Raw genomic sequence first — 16,794 nt, forward strand, 5'->3', positions numbered from 1 at the left:
CGCCCGGAGTGTGCGGGGCGCGGTCAGACGCGGGCGGGCAGGTTCAGCCCGGGGGACCCGGCGGGCAGGGCCCGCTCCGCGGCCTCCGGGGTGGCGATGCCGGGCAGCAACTGCCGCCACCAGCCGGTCAGTCGCTCATGGAGGTCACGGCGTTCGGAGAGCACGTGGGAGAGCATCTGGATGCCGGTGAAGGAGCCCACCACGGTCGCCGCCACCTCCTCGGGCGCCATGTCCTCGCGCAGTTCCCCCGCCCCCTGGGCGCGCGCCAAGTCCCGGCCGAAGGCACGCAGCCACCAGTCGTACAGATCGGCGTCGTTGGCCTGGAAGGTGCCCCGTTCCACGGTGAGCCGGATGCTGGCGCGGAAGAGGACGTTGGTGCGAAGGTGGTGGGCCAGTTCGTGGGTGAGGTCGATGACCTGCTGGAGGGGTGAGGCGGAGTGAGTGCGGGTCCCGACCGGGATCTCGGTCTGCGCGGCCATCACCCCGCGCGCGATGTCCTCCTTGGACGCGAAGTGGAAGTACATGGCGCCCTTGGTGACTCCGCTGCGCTCCTGGATCTCGTTGATGCTGGCGGCGGCGTAGCCCCGCTCGTCGAAGACCTCGGCCGCCCCGACCAGAAGCCTCCGCCGTGTCTCGATCGCCCGTTCCTGTCGTGCCATTGCGTGAAATCCTCGTTTCCTGGGCGTGGCAGGTTCATGAGCAACCTGACGAGACGACCCAAAACAAACCGTACGTTAGGTACTGTACCGGCGGACGACCGCACCCGGGCCATCCCTGGTGTCGCACCTTTCGGGAAAGAGTGCAGACAGGAGCCGTGTGACATGTCAGTCGACGTCAGCCTTCCATCCACCCCCGCCCCTTCAACCCCTCCTCCCGCGGACGAACGGTTACGACCGCTCTCCTTCGACCGGACGGCACCGCGCGGACTCGTGCACCGGCGGGCCGTCGGCGAGGTGCTCCTCACCGACTGGATACGCCTCGGGCCGCACCGATTCCAAGTGGGCGCACAGTGGCCGCGCGGGCACGCCTTCTACGGCCCGGTCGGTGAACTCTGGCACGACCCGCTGCTGGCCGCCGAGAGCGTGCGCCAGTCCTCCTCTCTGGTCGGCCACGTCTTCTACGACCTGCCCTGCGACCACCCGACCCTGATGACGGAGCTGGACATCGAGGTCAGCCCGGACGCGCTGCGCCTCGGCGACCGGCCCGCCGACACCGTGCTGCACATCGACTGCGCCGGTGTGACGCTCCAGGGCGCCCGGCTGACCGGCATGACGATGGACGTCGCGCTCACCCGGGGCGCCGCCCGGCTCGGCCGCGCCCGGATGACCCTCAACTGCCTGCGCCCCTCGGTGTACCGGCGGCTGCGCGGCGTCCACGCGCAGGTGCCCGAGCGGCTGCCCGAGCAGCCCGCGCCGCTGCCCCCGCGCGAGGTCGGCCGCGCCGTCGGGTCCGACGTGGTGCTCGGCCCGCCGGCCGACGGCCGGGCCGAGCCGGGCCGGGGCGCCTGGCCACTGCGGATCAACTGGTCCCACCCCACTCTCTTCGACCACCCCACCGACCACGTGCCCGGCATGCTGCTCCTGGAGGCCGCCCGCCAGGCGGCGCAGCGGCTCGCGGGGCCCGAACCGGTCCTGGTCGACTCTATGCAGAATCGATTCCTCCGGTACGTGGAACTGGACTCCCCGGTTCTGGTCAGGGCCCGGCTCACCACCACGGGCGACGGCGGCCGCCAGGTACGGGTGACGGCGGAGCAGGACGGCAGCGCCGCCTACACCTGCGTGCTCACCGTCCAGCGCGCGCGGACCGCCGGGGGCGCCGGGTGAACCGCCCGCGCGTGCTGGTCACCGGCGGCTCCGGGTTCACCGGCGGCGCGGTCCTGCCGCTGCTGCGGGCGGCGGACGTACGGGTGCGGGTGCTCACCCACCGGCGTCCCACCGGGCACGGCCCCGGGACCGAGGTGGTGGAGGGCGACCTCACCGACCCGGCGACCGTGCGCGGCCTCTGCGACGGCGTCGACCGGGTCCTGCACCTCGCCTCCTACGTCGGCCGGGACGAGGAGCGGTGCGAGGCCGTGAACGTCGGGGGGACGCGGAACCTGGTCGAGGAGGCCCGCCGGGCGGGTGTGAGCGGGTTCGTGCAGCTCGGCACGGCCGCGGTGTACGGCGACGGACCGTTCCGGGAGACGGCCGAGGGCGCGGAGGAGCCTCGGCCGGTCTCCCCCGCCAGCCGCAGCAGGCTGGCGGCCGAGCGGCCGGTGCTGGCGGCGGGCGGTGCCGTGCTGCGGCCCTGGCTCGTCTACGGCACCGGTGACCGCTGGGTGCTGCCCGCGCTGCTGCGGATGGTGCGCGCCCTGCCCTCGGGGCTGCCCGAACGGGGGTCGGCGATGCTCTCGCTGACCGAGGTCGGCGGTCTCGCCGCGGCGCTCACCGGGCTCGCCGTGTCCACGCCGCCGCGGCGGGCGGCCGGGGTCCTGCACGCCTGTCCGCCGCACCCGGTCAGCCTGCGCGAGCTGGTCGCTGCGGCGCACCGGCAGCTCGGCCTCCCCCTGGTGCGGGGCGACCAGCCGTTCGCGCGGGCCAGGGAGGAACTGCTCGCCGCCGGGTGCGACCCCCATCTGCTGGACCTGTTCGGCGTCGACCACTGGTTCGACGGCTCCCGGTTGCGCGCGCTGACCCCGCACGCCCCGGCGACCGGTCTCGCGGCGGGGCTCGCCGCGCACGCCGACTGGTACCGCGCGCACCTCTTCTGACCCTGCGCCCCGCCCGGGGACGGCCGCCGCCCGGCGACCGCCCCCGGTCCGGGACGTCCCGCCCCGGAACGTGACACAGACCGTGACACGGACCACAGGAACGAGCCGGGCGATCCCCTTCCCCTGAAACAAACCGACCGTTACGCTTCCCCGCAGAACAAACCGAATGTTTGGCTTTTTACTGGCTCCGACCCCTCTTCGAGGAGAGATCCGTGCCCACGCCGATCGTGATCGTGAGTGACGCACTGCCCGGCGACGCCGTCGCCGCCCTGGAGGCCGTGTGCGACGTCCGTCGGGTCGACGGCCGTGACCGCGAAGCCCTGCTGGCCGCGCTGCCCGCGGCGGACGCGCTGATCGTCCGCAGCGGCACCCGGGTCGACGCCGAGGTGCTCGAACACGCCACCCGGCTGCGGGTGGTGGCCCGCGCGGGTGTCGGCCTGGACAACGTGGACACCGCCACCGCGCGCGCCCTCGGCGTCACCGTGGTCAACACCCCCGACGCCAACTCCGTCAGCGTCGCCGAACTCACCGTGGGCCTCGTCGTCGCCTCGGTCCGCCGGCTCACGCGGGCGGCCCGGTCCGTGGGCGCGGGCGAGTGGCGCCGCGCGGACTTCGCCGGGTCCGAACTCTCCGGGCGGGTCCTCGGCATCGTCGGCTTCGGCCGCGTCGGCCGCCAGGTCGCCCGGCGGCTGGCCGCCTTCGACATGCGCGTCCTCGTCCACGACCCGTACGCGGACACCCTCGGCGACGACGTCCACGCCACCGGCCTCGACGACCTGCTCGCCGTCAGCGACGTGGTGACGCTCCATCTGCCGCGCACCCCCGCCACCGCCGGTCTGATCGGCGCCCGCGAACTGGCGATCATGAAGCCGACCGCGCACCTGGTCAACACCGCGCGCGGCGGCATCGTCGACGAGGACGCCCTGCACCGGGCCCTGACCACGGGCGCCCTGGCCGGTGCCGCGCTCGACGTCTTCGCCACCGAACCGCCGGGCGCCTCGCCGCTGCTCGCGCTGGAGAACGTGGTCGCCGTACCGCACCTGGGCGCCTCCACCGCCGAGGCCCAGTCGCGCGCCGGACACGAAGCCGTCCGCCGGGTCCTCGCCGAACTGGCGCCCCTGTCGGCGCCCGCGCCCACCACCGTCTGAGCTCCCGCACCCGCACGCCGGAGACCACCATGCCTGCACGCCCCACCGCCACCCCCGTGCGACCGCTGCCCGCCGACGCCCGCGACGACCTCGCCGCGCTGGTCGGGCTGCGCACCGTCGCCGGGACCTCGCCCCCCGACCAGTTCCGCCGCGCCGCCCGCCTGATCGCCGACCGGCTCGCGGCCGCGGGGCTCCCGGAGATCCTGCTGCTGCCCGCCGACGACGGCGCCGAGACCGTCCTCGCCCGCAGGCCGGGACCGCCCGGCGCGCCCCAGGTGGTGCTCTACGCGCACTACGACGTCGTCTCCGCCCAGGACGAGACGGCCTGGCGCAGCCCGCCGTTCGAACTGACCGAGCGCGACGGGCGCTGGTACGGACGCGGCAGCGCGGACTGCAAGGGGAACCTCGTCGCCCACCTCACCGCGCTGCGCGCCCTGCGCGACGGACTGCCCGGCGAGCCCTTCCCCGAGCTGGACCTCGTCGTCCTCGCGGACGCCTGCGAGGAACCGGGGGACGCCGCGCTGGAGAAGCTGCTGCGGGCCCGCCCCGGGCTGCTCGCGCCGGACGTGGTCGTCGTCGCGGACACCGGCAACATCGCCCCGGGCGTCCCCACCCTCACCACGTCCCTGCGCGGGATGGCCGTCGTCGAGATCACCGTCTCCACGCTCGCCAGGAGCCTCCACTCCGGCCAGTTCGGCGGCCCCGCCCCGGACGCGCTGACCGCCCTCGTCCGGCTGCTCGCCACCCTCCACGACGACGACGGCACGCCCCGCGTGGACGGCCTCGGCACCGCGGCCCCGGCCGGGCCCGAGCGCGCCGGGTACGCCGAGGCCGACTTCCGGGCCGACGCCGGGGTCCTGGACGGCGTGCGGCTCCTGGGCACGGGCCCGGTCGCCGAACGGCTCTGGGACCGGCCCGCCGTGACCGTGCTCGCGGTGCAGTCACCGCCCCTCGACGACGCCGTGCCCGCCCTCCTGCCGTCGGCGAAGGCCCTGGTCAGCGTGCGTGTTCCGCCCGGCGCCGAGGTGGCGCGGGTGCACGGGGCGCTCGCGGACCACCTGCGCGCCCGGGTCCCCTGGGGCGCCCGGCTGGACATCGAGCGCGTCACCAGCGGTCCGGCCTTCCGCGCGGACCCCGCCGGACCCGCGCACACCCTGATGCGCGACGCCCTCGCGGAGTCGTTCGGGACACCGGCCCGCGAGGTGGGCGCGGGCGGCTCGATAGCCGTCTGCTCCGCCTTCCGCTCCCTCTACCCGGACGCCGAGATCCTGCTGTGCGGGGTCGAGGACCCGCCGTCGAACATCCACAGCACCGACGAGAGCGTCAGCCCCCGGGAGATCGCCTCGCTGGCCCACGCCGAGGCCCTCTTCCTGCGCCGCCTGGCCGCCGCCCGCACGGGCCCGCGCCCCGACCCGACCGATCCGCGGGAGGACCGATGATCTATCAGCGCGCCTGCGACATCGTCACCGACGAGGTCTTCCTCGAACTCGACCGGATCCTCCCCGACAGCCGCCTGTTCCTGAAGCTGGAGGGGATGAACCCGGCCGGTTCGGTGAAGCTCAAGTCCGCGCTCGGCATGGTCGAGGACGCGGAACGCAAAGGCAGGCTCTGGCCCGGCGGCCGGATCGTCGAGTCGTCCTCCGGGAGCCTCGGCATCGCCCTGTCCGTCATCGCCGCCGCCCGCGGCTACCGCTTCACCTGTGTCACCGACCCGAACGTCTCCCCGCAGAGCCTCGCCCTCATCCGGGCCCTGGGCGGGGACGTCGTCCAGGTGACCCGGCGCGACCGCAACGGCGGCTACCTGGGCACCCGGATCGCCCGCATCCGGGAGATGACCGCCGCCGACCCGGGCCTGGTGTGGCTCAACCAGTACGCCAACCCGGCCAACGCGCAGGCCCACGCGCAGCGGACGGCCACCTCGATCCTCAAGAACATCGGCCAGGTCGACGTGCTGCTGGTCGGCGCGGGCACCACCGGCACCCTCATGGGCTGCACCCGGCACTTCCGGGCGTTCTCGCCGTGGACCCGGATCGTCGCGGTCGACACCGCGGGCTCGGTCACCTTCGGCGGCCCGCCAGGACCCCGGTACATCCCCGGCCTCGGCACCAGCCGCCGTCCCGAACTCTGCCGCCCCGACCGGGTCGACGAGGTCGTGCTGGTCGACGAGTCCGACGCGGTCCGGATGTGCCGCCGCCTCGCCCGCGACCACGGGCTGCCCGCCGGGGGATCCACCGGGTCCGTGCTCGCGGCCCTCGGGTCACTCGCCGACCGGATACCGCCCGGCTCCCGCGTGGTGGCGCTCTCCCCCGACATGGGCGACCGCTACGTCAAGACGATCTACGACGACCTCTGGGTCGCCGACACCTTCGGCGCGGGCGTCCTCGACGGGACGGCCGCGCGCCCCGTCGCCGTGTGAACGCCCGCGCCCCGCACCGCACCGACGCGACCCCCGCACGAGAAGAGAGGCACCGCATGTTCGACTTCCACGTGGTGGGCGGCACCGCCCTGCGCACCCTCATCGACGTCTCCCGCCCCGACATCGTCGAGACGGTCCGCGCCGCCTACCTCACCCACGAGGCGGGCGACTCGGTCAACCCCAACAGCTACTTCCTGCGCTTCCCCGACCGCCCCGAGGCGCGCATCATCGCGCTCCCGGCCCACCTCGGCGGCGACCACCGCGTCAGCGGCATCAAGTGGATCGCCAGCTACCCGCGCAACATCGAGCGCAACATCCCGCGCGCCTCCGCCACCCTGCTCCTCAACGACCCGGAGACGGGCTACCCGTTCGCCTGCCTGGAGGCCTCCCAGATCAGCGCCGCCCGCACCGCCGCGTCCGCGGTACTCGGCGCCCAGGAACTCACCGGCGGACGCGTCGCCGCACGGGTCTGCCTGGTCGGCGCCGGGGTCATCGCGCGCAACATCGCCGAGTTCCTCGCCGCCCAGAACTGGTCCGTCGACCGGTTCGTCGTCCACGACCGCGAGCCCTCCTACGCCGACGCGCTCGTCCGGCGCCTCGGCGAACTCGGCTACCGGGCCGCCCGCGAGGACTCCTTCGAGCGGGCCCGCGCCGACGCCGACCTCGTCGTCCTCGCCACCACCGCGCCCCGGCCGTGGATCACCGCGCCCGACACCTTCACCGCGGGACAGACCGTCCTCAACGTCTCGCTGCGCGACCTCGGCCCCAAACTGATCGCCGGGGCGCAGAACATCCTCGACGACGTCGACCACTGCCTGACCGCCGACACCTCCCCGCACCTGGCCGAACAGCTCCTCGGACACCGGGACTTCGTCGACGGCACGCTCGCCCGGCTGATCCGCGGCGGGATCGCTCCGGCCACCGACCGGCCGCGGATCTTCTCCCCGTTCGGGCTCGGCGTGCTGGACCTCGCGGTGGGCGAACGCCTCTACCGGCAGGCCGTGGAGAAGGGCCTGGCGACGGCCGTGCCCGGCTTCTTCGGCGAGACCACCCGCTGGAGCTGACGACCCGGCGGCGCCGACCCGCCCTCCGCCCCGCCCGACGAGAAAGGCACCCGCCATGCCGTACCCCACCGCCACCGCACCGCGGGCAGGCGGCGCCGCCCGCGAGGCCGAACTGGCCGCGCTCGCGGCCGGCCACGCCCAGCGCTTCCCCTGGTACCGCGAACTGCTGCTGCGCCGCGGCGCGCTCGGCTCCGGAGACCTCGGCGACCTGCCCCCGATCGGCACCGCGCTGCTCGGCGCCCACTACTACACCGCGGACCACCCGCACCTGCCGGACGCCTCCGCCTACCACACCTCGGGCACCTCCGGCGGGCAGCGCAAGCGCATCCTCTACTCCCCCGCCGACGACGACGCGTACGTGGCCCAACGCCGTTCCCTGTTCGCCGACTTCACCGCCTCGATGCCCCCGGGCGCGGTCGCCGTCGCCGACCTCGGCACCGGGCACGCGGCGGCCTCGGCCCGCCGAGTCTTCGACGAACTCGGCTTCCGGGCCCACGACATCGACTTCACCCGGCCGGTCGCGGAGCACGTCGAGAAGCTCAACTCCGTGCGCCCCGACGTGTTCTTCACCATGCCGATGATCCTCGACCGCCTCTTCCAGGCCGACCCCGCGCTGGACATCCGGCCGCGGAAGGTGATGGTGGTGGGCGATGTCGCGCCACCCGCCTGGCGGGCCCACGTCGCCGAGCGGTTCGGGCTCGGACCCGGGGACGTCCTGGACGTGTTCGGCTCCATCGAGATCGGCGCCATCGCGTACTCCTGCGCCGAGACCGGCCTCTACCACGTGCACGACCACATCGTCCCCGAGGTGGCCGACCCCGCGGAGCTGGCCGCCGCGACCGAGCCCGACCGGGTGCCGTCCCGGCAGGAGGGCAGCGGGGCGCTGCTGCTCACCTCCTTCACCCGCGGCTACTTCCCGGCCGTCCGCTACGTGACCGGCGACGCCGTCACCGGGCTGCGCCGCATCCGCCACGACGGCCGCGAGGTGTTCGCCTTCGAACGCGTCGACGGCCGTCTCGCGGGCGACTTCAAGCACGGCGAGCGGATCAGCAACCACGACCTGACGCAGATCATGGCCGAGGTCTTCCCCGGCCGTCCCTTCGAGGCGTCCGACGACGACGGCCTCGTGGTGCGGGTGGTCGCGGACACCGTCACCGGGGCACAGCTCGCCGCCGTCCGGGCCGGACTCGACCGGCAGGCTCCCGACGTCGCCCAGATGATCGCGTCCGGCCTGGTCGGACCGGTCCGGGTGTGCGCCGTCCGGCCGGACGGGCTGCGCTCCGGGCACGCCAAGCGCCGACTCGACCTCAAGGAGGACTGACCGTGTGCGGCATAGCCGGGACGGCCGCCCTGGGAGGCAGCGCCGTCCACCCGTCCTACCCGAACGCCGCCTGCGCCGTCATGGCGCACCGCGGCCCCGACGAGACCGGCTCGTTCGCCACCGGCTCCACGGCCCTCGCGATGTGCCGGCTGAAGGTCCTCGGCCTGCACGACGGTTCGCAGCCCGTGCACAGCGACGACGGCACCGTGGTCGCCGTCCTCAACGGCGAGATCTACAACCACCACGGGCTGCGGGAGTTCCTCGCCGCCCGGGGCCGCCCGGTGCGCGGCGGCAGCGACGCCCAGGTGCTCCCGCACCTCTACCAGGAACTCGGCGAGGACTTCGTCGAGCGGCTGCACGGCATGTTCGCCGTCGCCCTGTACGACATCCGCCGCGACCGGCTGGTCCTGGCGACCGACCGGGTCGGCAAGAAGCCCCTGTTCCACGCGCGGCCCGCGGGCGGCGGGGTGGCGTTCGCCTCCGAACTGCCCGCGCTGCTGCTGCATCCCGGCATCGGCCGGGAGACCGACCCCGTCGCCGTCGACCAGTACCTGAGCTACCGGGTGGTGCCCGCACCGCGCACCGTCTACCGGCAGGTGCGCAGGCTGGAGCCCGCGACCGTCGCGGTGTTCGGGCCGGACGGGACCGAACGGCGCCGCAGGTACTGGGAGTTCGCCTTCAGCGGCGAGCTGACGGACGTGCCGGAGGCCGAGCTGGACGACACCGTCGACGCGCTGCTCCAGCAGGCGGTGCACGACCGCCTGGAGTCGGAGGTCCCGCTCGGCGCGATGCTCAGCGGCGGCCTCGACTCCAGCCTGGTGACGGCCGTCGCCACCCGCCAACTGGGCCGCCCCCTGCACACGTTCTCCGTCGGGTTCGAGCACGCCGCCTTCGACGAGTCGGCGCACGCCCTCGCCATGGCCGAGCACTGCGGCACCCGCCACCACGTGTACCGGATCGGCCCGGCGGACGCCCTGGCCGCCGTCGACACCGTCCTCACCCACATGGGAGAGCCCTACGCCTTCCCGTCCGCGATCGCCGCGTCCTGCATGTACCGGCTGGCCGCACAGCACGTCACGGTGGTGCTGACCGGCGACGGCTCGGACGAGATCTTCTGCGGCTACGGCCGCTACCGGCGGCTGCGCGACCTCGGGGACGGCGGCGACCTCGCCGACCGCTACGAGCGGGTCCTGGTGGACGGGGTGCCGGGACCGCTCAAGAACCACCTCTACACGGACGCCTTCGCCGCGCGTCTGCCCGGCCACCCGCACAACTACCTGCGGGACCGCTTCGCGCGCACCGACCCCGCCGCCCCCGACCTGGACCGGGCCATGCACGTCGACAGCGGGTTCTGGCTCCCCGACGCCCAGTTGGTGAAGATCGACCGGATGTCGATGGCCCACTCGGTGGAGCCGCGCAGCCCGTTCCTCGACCACCGGCTGATCGACTACGTCAGCCGGGTGCCGGCCGCCCGCAAGCTCGTCGGCGACCAGGAGAAGGCCCCGCTCAAGCGGGTGGCCGCCCGCTATCTGCCGCGGCGCGTCCTGGACCGCCGCAAACAGGAGCTCGCGGTGCCGCTGGAGAGCTGGCTCGGTGCCGAGCTGCGCCCGGTGATCAGCGACGCCCTGCTCTCCGAGGCCGCACTGGAACGCGGCTACTTCCACCCCGACCGACTGCGCGCCGTGGTGCGGGAGTTCCGCCCGGAGCACAGCTACGCGCTGTGGACCCTCTTCATGCTGGAGCGCTGGCACCAGCTCCGGACGGGCGCCCCCGAGACCGCGCCGGCCGCCGCCTCCCTCGCCTGAACGGCACCCCCTCTCCGTACCCGACACCCGCCGAGGAGTCCTCCATGTCATCCGCTCCCCTGCTCGACACCGTGCCCATGCCCGCCGAGGGCGTCCGGCTCAAGCCCGCCTTCGACGCGGACCGCCTGCTGCGCGAACTGACCTCCCTGCGCGAGCACACCTGGGACCAGCAGCGCGTCTACAGCGAGGACGGCGTCGGCGCCGCCACCGCTGTCGACTGGCGGTGCCTGGCGCTGCGCAGCCCCGGCGGCGAGGCCGACCGCACCGACCCCGGCGGCCCCGGCCCGCGCGACTTCGCCGACACCGAGTGGCTCGACCGCGTCCCCTACGCCCGCGAGCTGCTGGAGTTCGTCCCCGCGCCGCTGCACGCCGTCCGGTTCATGGCCCTCGGGCCCGACACCGTCGGCATCGACCACACCGACCCCAAGTACGGGCCGCGCTGGGGCGTCGGGCGGCTGCACGTGCCGGTCGTCACCAACCCGGGCGCCGTGCTCGTCCTCGACGGCGTCGAACACCACTGGCAGCCGGGCGAGTTCTGGTTCGGCGACTTCAGCCGCACCCACCGGGTGCAGAACACCGGCACCGAGCCGCGCGTGCACCTGGTGATCGACGTGCTGGTCACCCCGGGGCTCGCGGCCCTCTTCCCGGACAGCTGGCAGCCCTACTTCCGGGACGGCGAGGTCCTCTACAACCGGCAGGAGAACCCGCAGACCCGGGACGAGATCCGCAGGCTCGCCACCCGCTTCCCCCTCCCGCGGGCCTTCCACCTCTGGGAGGACGACACCCCGCTCTTCGCCGGGGCGCCCCTCGGGTCGGCGACGCTCGGCGAACGGGACGGCCACGCGGTGCTCCGGCTCGCCGACGACCGGGTCTTCGCGCTGGTGCACCTCGGCGACGACGAGTACCGGTTCGCGGGCTGGAGCGAGGAGCGCACCCTCCAGATCTTCCCGGACGGGCCCGCGCCCCGGGTGGTGCTGCGCACCCGCTCGGGCAGCCGGGTCGACGAACTGACCGTGACCGCCGAGCGCCTGACCGCCTGACCCGCGCCGTGCGGGGGCGCGGCACCCACCGCGCCCCCGCACCCCGACCGAGGGACACCATGACCACCTTCCGCGCCAGCGGCCCGCCGCCCGCGGCGGACCCCGCCGTCGTCGTCGTCACCGACCTGATCGTGTTCGCCAAACACCTGCGGCTGCTGGACGCGGCCCGACTGCGGGGCGTGACACCGCTGTTCGTCTTCGGCCCGGAGACCGCCGGGCGCGACCTCGCCCGCCACCGCGCCGACCCCGACCACCCGCTCTCCCGCGTGCCCGACGGCGACGTCGTGCACGTGCCCGACACCTCCCTGGAGACCCTGCTGCGCGGGGTCGCCCCCTGGCTGCGCGAGCGGCGGGTGCGCGCGGTGCTCAACGTCGGGGAGGTTTTCGTGGAGGCGGCGGGGGCCCTCGCGCAGAGCCTCGGCCTGCCGGGACCCGGCACGCACGCGGCGCAGGTCTGCCGCAACAAGCTGCTCCAGCGGCTCGCCGCGCCCGCTCTCGCGCCGCGCTGGACCGTCCTCGGCGCGGACCGGGCCGGGGACGCCGAGCGGTTCGGCGCCTACCCCGCCGTCCTCAAACCGGCCTCGCGGATGTCGAGTTCGGGGGTGCGGGCGGTCGCGGGCCCCGCCGACGTCGTCCCGCTGCTGCCGGAGTACGGGCCCGGCGAACTGGTGCTGCTCGAGGAGCGGATCACCGGCCGCGAGTACTCGGTGGAGAGCCTGGTCCGCGACGGCGTCGTGCTCTGGGCCGGGATCACCGCCAAGGACACCAACGAGGCGGACACCGCGTTCTTCACCGAGACCGGCCACACCTCGCCCGCGCCGCACCTCACGCCCGCGCAGGAGGCGCTGCTGCTCGACGCCAACAGCGCGTTCCTGGGCGCCGTACGGTTCGGCACCGGCATGAGCCACACCGAGTTCCGGCTGACCGGCGGCGACCGGGTGGTGCTCATGGAGGCCGCCGCCCGTCCGCCGGGCGACGCGATCACCCGGCTGTGGCGGCTGGCCACCGGCATGGACCAGGACGCCGCCCTGCTGGACCTCGCGCTCGGCACCGACCCCGTCACCGCGCCGCCGCGCCGCCGGGCCCGGCAGGTCTACCTCGACCATCCGCGCGGCCTGCTGACCGACGTGCGCGCCGACGACGTCCCCGTGCACTGGGTCGGGGAGCGGGGCCGCTGGCCCGACCTGCCGCCCGCCGCCGCGGACGCGCCGTCCCGGGGCCACGCGGTGCTGGTCAGCCGCAGCCGGGGCGACCTGCTCGGCGACCAGGCCGACTCGCGGGGCCGGTCGGTCTCCGTCGTCCTGGACGGGCCGCTCGGCGCCGACCTGGACGCCGTCGCCCGCGACGCGGCCCGCGCGGTGACCATCAGCGCCGTGCCGCTCACGCCCGCCGGACGGACCGGGGAGGCCGTGCGATGACCGGCCTCCCCGGCACCGCCGCCGCCCCCGGAAGCGCCCGTGACGCGGCGTGCGACGCGGCCAACGAGCGGGCGGTGGCCCGGCTGACCGGGTCCAGGCCGGTCCTGGAGACCGTCGCCCCCGCCGTCGAGGTCGTCCCCGGCATGACCGACCGCACCGTCCTCGTCTCGGGCCCGCCCCTGGCGTGGCGGCGCTACGCGGGCGGCCAGCGGCGCGCGATCATCGGCGCCGCGCTCTACGAGGGCCTGGCGGGCGACGAGGCCGAGGCCGAGGCCCTGCTCGCCGACGGCTTCGTCACCGTGCGCCCGTCCCACGACCACGCCACCGTCGGCTCCCTCACCGGGGTGTGCAGCGCCTCGATGCCGGTGCTCGTGGTCCGCGACGAGGCGACCGGACGGCGCGCGTTCTGCCGGATGAACGAGGGCGCCGACCGGGCCTCGCTCACCTTCGGGGTGTGGGACGACGGCGTCGAGGCCCGGCTGCGGCACGTCGCCGAGATCGTCTCACCGGCCCTCGCCGAGGTGCTGGGCCGGATGGGCGGCCTGCCGGTCGGGCCGATCGTGCGCCGGGCCCTGGCCATGGGCGACGACCTGCACAGCCGTCACAAGGCGGCGGGGACGCTGCTGCGGGCCGAGGTGCTGGACGCCGTCCTCGACCTGTCCCGGCAGGGCGTCACCCGCAGGTACCGGGCGCTCGCGGCCTATCTGCGCTCCGCCGAGTACCTGTTCCTGCACGTCGTGATGGCGGCCGCGAAGGCCGCGGCGGACGGCGCCGCCGGGGTCCCCGGCAGCAGCCTCGTCACCGCGATGAACCTGAACGAGCGGGAGTTCGGGCTGCGGGTCTCCGGCCTCGGCGACCGCTGGCTGACCGCGCCGCTGCCGCCCGTCACCACCCTGCGCGGCCGCCTCCACGACGACTGGAGCACCGACGACCTCGCGTACGTCGGCGGCGAGAGCCTGATCACCGAGACCGTCGGCCTCGGCGGGATGGCGGCAGCGGCGGCCATGCCGCTCCAGGACCACTCCGCCGGGTCGCCCGACGGGATGATCCGCGCCACCGAGCGCATGTACCGCATCACGCTGCGGGAGCACCCCGACTACCGCATCCCCGCCCTCGCCTACCGCGGCGTGCCGTGCGGCATCGACGTGCGCCGGGTCGCGGAGACCGGCGTCGTCCCCGACATCCACCTCGGCGCGACGCTCCGCGACGGCGGTCACGCCGGCGCCGTCCTCTTCCGGCCCCCGCTCGAACCCTTCCGGCAGGCGGCCGACCTGCTGTCCGCCGAACCGCCCCTCGCCCCCGCACGACCCGGAGATCCTCTGTGACCCCCTCGTCCCCCTCCCGCCAGGAGACCGGAGCGGAACCCGCCGCGACCGGAGCCGACCCGTCCGCCCCCTCCCCCGCGCTCCTCGGACCGGTGCGCAGGTGGTTCGCCGTCGCCGCCGTGGGCACCGGCGTCTTCGCCTTCACCACCACCGAGATGGTCCCGATCGGCCTGCTCCCCGCCATGAGCGGCGACCTGCGCGTGTCCGAGGGCACCGTGGGCCTGTCGGTCACCCTGTACGGCGCCATCGCGGGCGTCTTCGCCCCGGTGCTGACCGCGGCGACCCGGCGCGTCGACCGGCGGCTGCTGCTCCTGCTGGTGCTCGCGGTCTTCGTCGCGGGCAACGCGTTCACCGCGCTGTCGTCCTCGTACGGCGTCCTGATGGTGTCCCGGCTGCTGACCGGCTTCGCCCACGGCGTGATGTGGTCGATCGCCGCGAGCATCGCCGTCCGGCTGGTGCCGCCCGCCCAGTCCGTGCGGGCCACCGCCGTCGTCTTCAGCGGCATCTCCATCGCGTCGGTGGTCGGCGTGCCCTTCGGCACCTTCGTCGGCGGCCTCTCGAACTGGCGCACCGCGTTCTGGTCGATCGCCGCGATCGGCGTGCTGATCCTGGGCACCGCGGCCTTCCTGCTGCCGCCCATGGCACCGCGCGCGGTGGTGCGCCTCGCCGAACTGCCCCGGCTGCTGCGCGACCGCAACCTGCGCATCGCCACCCTCGTCACCGCCGCCATGGTGACCGGCCACTTCGCCGCCTACACGTACGTGGCGCCGTTCCTCGAACGGGACGCGGGCATCCCCTCCCACTGGGTCAGCGGCCTGCTGCTGCTCTACGGCGTCGCCGGTGTCGTCGGGAACTTCGCGGGCGGCGCGGCGGCGGCCCGCGCGCTGCGCGCCACCACCCTCACCTGCGTCCTGCTGCTCGCCACGGCCGTCGTCCTGTTGGTGGCCAACGGCTCCTGGCACCCCGGCACGGTCTTCCTGCTGCTGGTGTGGGGCATCGCGTACACGGCGCTGCCGGTCTGCCTCCAGACCCTGGTGTTCGCCAGCGCGCCGAAGGCCGCCGAGGCGGCGACCTCGCTGTACATCTGCGCCTTCAACGTGTCGATCGCGCTGGGCGCCCTGGTAGGCGGCTGGTTCGTGGACGCGTCGGGGCCGTCCTCCGTGATGTTCCTGGGCGCCGGGTTCAGCCTGCTGGCCGCCCTGCTGATGACCGGCTACCGCGTCCGACGGCCCGAGTAGCGCCGCCCCGACCTCCCGGAGACCGCGATGACCCCACCCCTGGCCGGACCGCCCGTCGACCTGCGGTCCGACACCGTCACCCGTCCCGACGCGCGGATGCGCCGGGCCATGGCCGACGCGGAGGTCGGCGACGACGTCCTCGACGGCGACCCCACCCTGCGCGCCCTGGAAGAGGAGGTCGCGCGGCTGCTGTCGGCCGAGGACGCCCTGTGGGTGCCCAGCGGCTCGATGGGCAACCTGATCGCCCTGTGCGTGCGGCTGGAGCGGGGCGACCGGTTCCTCGCCCCCGACCGGGCGCACGTCCTGGACCAGGAGGTCGGTACGGCCGCGTGGCTGGCCGGGGGCATGCCCCGGACGCTGCCCTGGTCGGCGGGCCCGGGTCGGCCCAGGCCGGACGACGTCACCCGGGCGGTCGGCCGCGGCGGCCCGTACTTCGCGCTGCGCGACCGGCTGCTCTGCCTGGAGAACACGCACAACGCGGCGGGCGGCACGGTCACCCCGCCCGCCGAGCACCGGCGCCTGGTGGCCGCCGCGCACACGGCGGGGCTGCTGGTCCATCTCGACGGCGCCCGGCTGTGGAACGCGGCGGTCGCCCTCGGGGTGCCGGTGGCGGAGCTGGCCGAGGGCGCCGACTCGGTCCAGGTCTGTCTGAGCAAGGGGCTCGGTGCCCCGGTGGGTTCGGTGCTGGCGGGCGGCGCCGCGTTCGTCCGGGAGGCCCGCCGGGTCCGCAAGATGCTCGGCGGCGGCATCCGGCAGGGCGGCGTCCTGGGAGCGGCCGGGCTGGTCGCCCTGGGACGCGTGGACCGGCTGGCCGAGGACCACGAGAACGCGCGGCTGCTGGCGGCCGGGCTCGCCGAACGCGGCTGGAAGACGGACGTGCCGCAGACCAACATCGTGCTGCTGCCGGTCGACGACCCCGCGGGGACCGTCGCGCTCCTCGCCGGACGCGGCGTCCGCACGGTGCCGACGGACGACGCGGTCCGCATGATCACCCACCACGACGTGACCCGCCGGGACATCCTCCGCGCGGTGGACGCCTTTCCGACGCCGGGGTGAGGGGGGGGTGGGGTCACCCCCACCGCCACCACCACCGCCATCCCTCCCGCCCCCCATCGTCACCGTCACCGCACCGCCGTCCCGACCGCCACCACCCGTCGCCTCTGTTCCGGGAGCGCCCATGTCCATGTCCCGCTCGTCGCGCGACCGTGCCCGTGGGGCCGGTCGGGCGGCGCCGCCCCGGCCCGCCGCCGTGCCCGCGCCCCCGTCGGGC

14 protein-coding genes are annotated in these 16,794 nt (G+C 75.0%); 13 read left to right on the plus strand and 1 reads right to left on the minus strand.

Going from position 1 to position 16,794, the window contains the following annotated elements; all coding sequences use genetic code 11:
- Nucleotides 1-23: 23 nt before the first annotated feature.
- Nucleotides 24-659, minus strand: a complete 636-nt coding sequence (locus GA0115242_RS34480; protein ID WP_093835586.1) for a ScbR family autoregulator-binding transcription factor — start codon at nucleotides 657-659, stop codon at nucleotides 24-26.
- 162 nt (nucleotides 660-821) lie between these two features.
- On the opposite strand from GA0115242_RS34480, the gene GA0115242_RS34485 reads away from it, so the two are divergent.
- The 13 genes from GA0115242_RS34485 to GA0115242_RS34545 all read left to right on the plus strand — a co-directional run bounded on the left by GA0115242_RS34485 (nucleotide 822) and on the right by GA0115242_RS34545 (nucleotide 16,580).
- A complete protein-coding gene (locus tag GA0115242_RS34485) occupies nucleotides 822-1,823 on the plus strand; it encodes a ScbA/BarX family gamma-butyrolactone biosynthesis protein (protein WP_161353423.1) in 1,002 nt (333 codons plus the stop codon).
- Nucleotides 1,820-2,749, plus strand: coding sequence for an NAD-dependent epimerase/dehydratase family protein (locus GA0115242_RS34490; RefSeq protein WP_161353425.1), 930 nt, complete (start codon nucleotides 1,820-1,822; stop codon nucleotides 2,747-2,749). Before GA0115242_RS34485 ends, GA0115242_RS34490 begins: the two co-directional genes overlap by 4 nt.
- A 212-nt stretch (nucleotides 2,750-2,961) precedes the next feature.
- Entirely contained in the window at nucleotides 2,962-3,897 is a 936-nt protein-coding gene (locus GA0115242_RS34495; RefSeq protein ID WP_161353428.1) for a hydroxyacid dehydrogenase, read from the plus strand.
- 29 nt (nucleotides 3,898-3,926) lie between these two features.
- On the plus strand, nucleotides 3,927-5,336 hold the full coding sequence (locus tag GA0115242_RS34500) for a M20/M25/M40 family metallo-hydrolase (protein ID WP_093835590.1): 1,410 nt from the start codon (nucleotides 3,927-3,929) through the stop codon (nucleotides 5,334-5,336).
- Nucleotides 5,333-6,313 carry a 2,3-diaminopropionate biosynthesis protein SbnA gene (gene sbnA, locus GA0115242_RS34505; RefSeq protein ID WP_093835591.1) on the plus strand — a complete coding sequence of 327 codons (981 nt, stop codon included), beginning with the start codon at nucleotides 5,333-5,335 and terminating at the stop codon, nucleotides 6,311-6,313. The genes GA0115242_RS34500 and sbnA overlap by 4 nt, the downstream gene beginning before the upstream one ends.
- A 56-nt stretch (nucleotides 6,314-6,369) precedes the next feature.
- On the plus strand, nucleotides 6,370-7,377 hold the full coding sequence (gene sbnB / locus GA0115242_RS34510; protein ID WP_093835592.1) for a 2,3-diaminopropionate biosynthesis protein SbnB: 1,008 nt from the start codon (nucleotides 6,370-6,372) through the stop codon (nucleotides 7,375-7,377).
- 55 nt (nucleotides 7,378-7,432) lie between these two features.
- A complete protein-coding gene (locus tag GA0115242_RS34515) occupies nucleotides 7,433-8,698 on the plus strand; it encodes a hypothetical protein (RefSeq protein ID WP_093835593.1) in 1,266 nt (421 codons plus the stop codon).
- Nucleotides 8,699-8,700: 2 nt separating this feature from the next.
- On the plus strand, nucleotides 8,701-10,503 hold the full coding sequence (gene asnB, locus GA0115242_RS34520; RefSeq protein WP_202556263.1) for an asparagine synthase (glutamine-hydrolyzing): 1,803 nt from the start codon (nucleotides 8,701-8,703) through the stop codon (nucleotides 10,501-10,503).
- A gap of 44 nt (nucleotides 10,504-10,547) precedes the next feature.
- Nucleotides 10,548-11,543 (plus strand): aspartyl/asparaginyl beta-hydroxylase domain-containing protein, encoded by a 996-nt coding sequence (locus GA0115242_RS34525; protein WP_093835594.1) that lies wholly within the window; start codon nucleotides 10,548-10,550, stop codon nucleotides 11,541-11,543.
- A 59-nt stretch (nucleotides 11,544-11,602) separates the two neighbouring features.
- Nucleotides 11,603-12,961, plus strand: coding sequence for an ATP-grasp domain-containing protein (locus GA0115242_RS34530; protein WP_093835595.1), 1,359 nt, complete (start codon nucleotides 11,603-11,605; stop codon nucleotides 12,959-12,961).
- Nucleotides 12,958-14,286: an oxamate carbamoyltransferase subunit AllG family protein gene (locus tag GA0115242_RS34535; RefSeq protein WP_093835596.1), complete on the plus strand. Its 1,329-nt coding sequence runs from the start codon at nucleotides 12,958-12,960 to the stop codon at nucleotides 14,284-14,286. Before GA0115242_RS34530 ends, GA0115242_RS34535 begins: the two co-directional genes overlap by 4 nt.
- Entirely contained in the window at nucleotides 14,283-15,524 is a 1,242-nt protein-coding gene (locus GA0115242_RS34540) for an MFS transporter (RefSeq protein ID WP_093835597.1), read from the plus strand. The genes GA0115242_RS34535 and GA0115242_RS34540 overlap by 4 nt, the downstream gene beginning before the upstream one ends.
- A 27-nt stretch (nucleotides 15,525-15,551) precedes the next feature.
- Nucleotides 15,552-16,580, plus strand: coding sequence for a GntG family PLP-dependent aldolase (locus GA0115242_RS34545; RefSeq protein WP_093835598.1), 1,029 nt, complete (start codon nucleotides 15,552-15,554; stop codon nucleotides 16,578-16,580).
- Nucleotides 16,581-16,794 lie beyond the last annotated feature (214 nt).

This window comes from Streptomyces sp. SolWspMP-5a-2 (assembly GCF_900091845.1).
Classification (GTDB): domain Bacteria; phylum Actinomycetota; class Actinomycetes; order Streptomycetales; family Streptomycetaceae; genus Streptomyces; species Streptomyces doudnae.

What these genes read in the sequence shown, in the direction of transcription:
- GA0115242_RS34500 (WP_093835590.1), top strand. Translation starts at nt 3,927, where the DNA reads ATGCCTGCACGCCCCACCGCCACCCCCGTGCGACCGCTGCCCGCCGAC.
- GA0115242_RS34525 (WP_093835594.1), top strand. Translation starts at nt 10,548, where the DNA reads ATGTCATCCGCTCCCCTGCTCGACACCGTGCCCATGCCCGCCGAGGGC.
- GA0115242_RS34480 (WP_093835586.1), bottom strand. Translation starts at nt 659, where the DNA reads ATGGCACGACAGGAACGGGCGATCGAGACACGGCGGAGGCTTCTGGTC.
- sbnB (WP_093835592.1), top strand. Translation starts at nt 6,370, where the DNA reads ATGTTCGACTTCCACGTGGTGGGCGGCACCGCCCTGCGCACCCTCATC.
- GA0115242_RS34535 (WP_093835596.1), top strand. Translation starts at nt 12,958, where the DNA reads ATGACCGGCCTCCCCGGCACCGCCGCCGCCCCCGGAAGCGCCCGTGAC.
- GA0115242_RS34545 (WP_093835598.1), top strand. Translation starts at nt 15,552, where the DNA reads ATGACCCCACCCCTGGCCGGACCGCCCGTCGACCTGCGGTCCGACACC.
- GA0115242_RS34485 (WP_161353423.1), top strand. Translation starts at nt 822, where the DNA reads ATGTCAGTCGACGTCAGCCTTCCATCCACCCCCGCCCCTTCAACCCCT.
- GA0115242_RS34515 (WP_093835593.1), top strand. Translation starts at nt 7,433, where the DNA reads ATGCCGTACCCCACCGCCACCGCACCGCGGGCAGGCGGCGCCGCCCGC.
- GA0115242_RS34530 (WP_093835595.1), top strand. Translation starts at nt 11,603, where the DNA reads ATGACCACCTTCCGCGCCAGCGGCCCGCCGCCCGCGGCGGACCCCGCC.
- sbnA (WP_093835591.1), top strand. Translation starts at nt 5,333, where the DNA reads ATGATCTATCAGCGCGCCTGCGACATCGTCACCGACGAGGTCTTCCTC.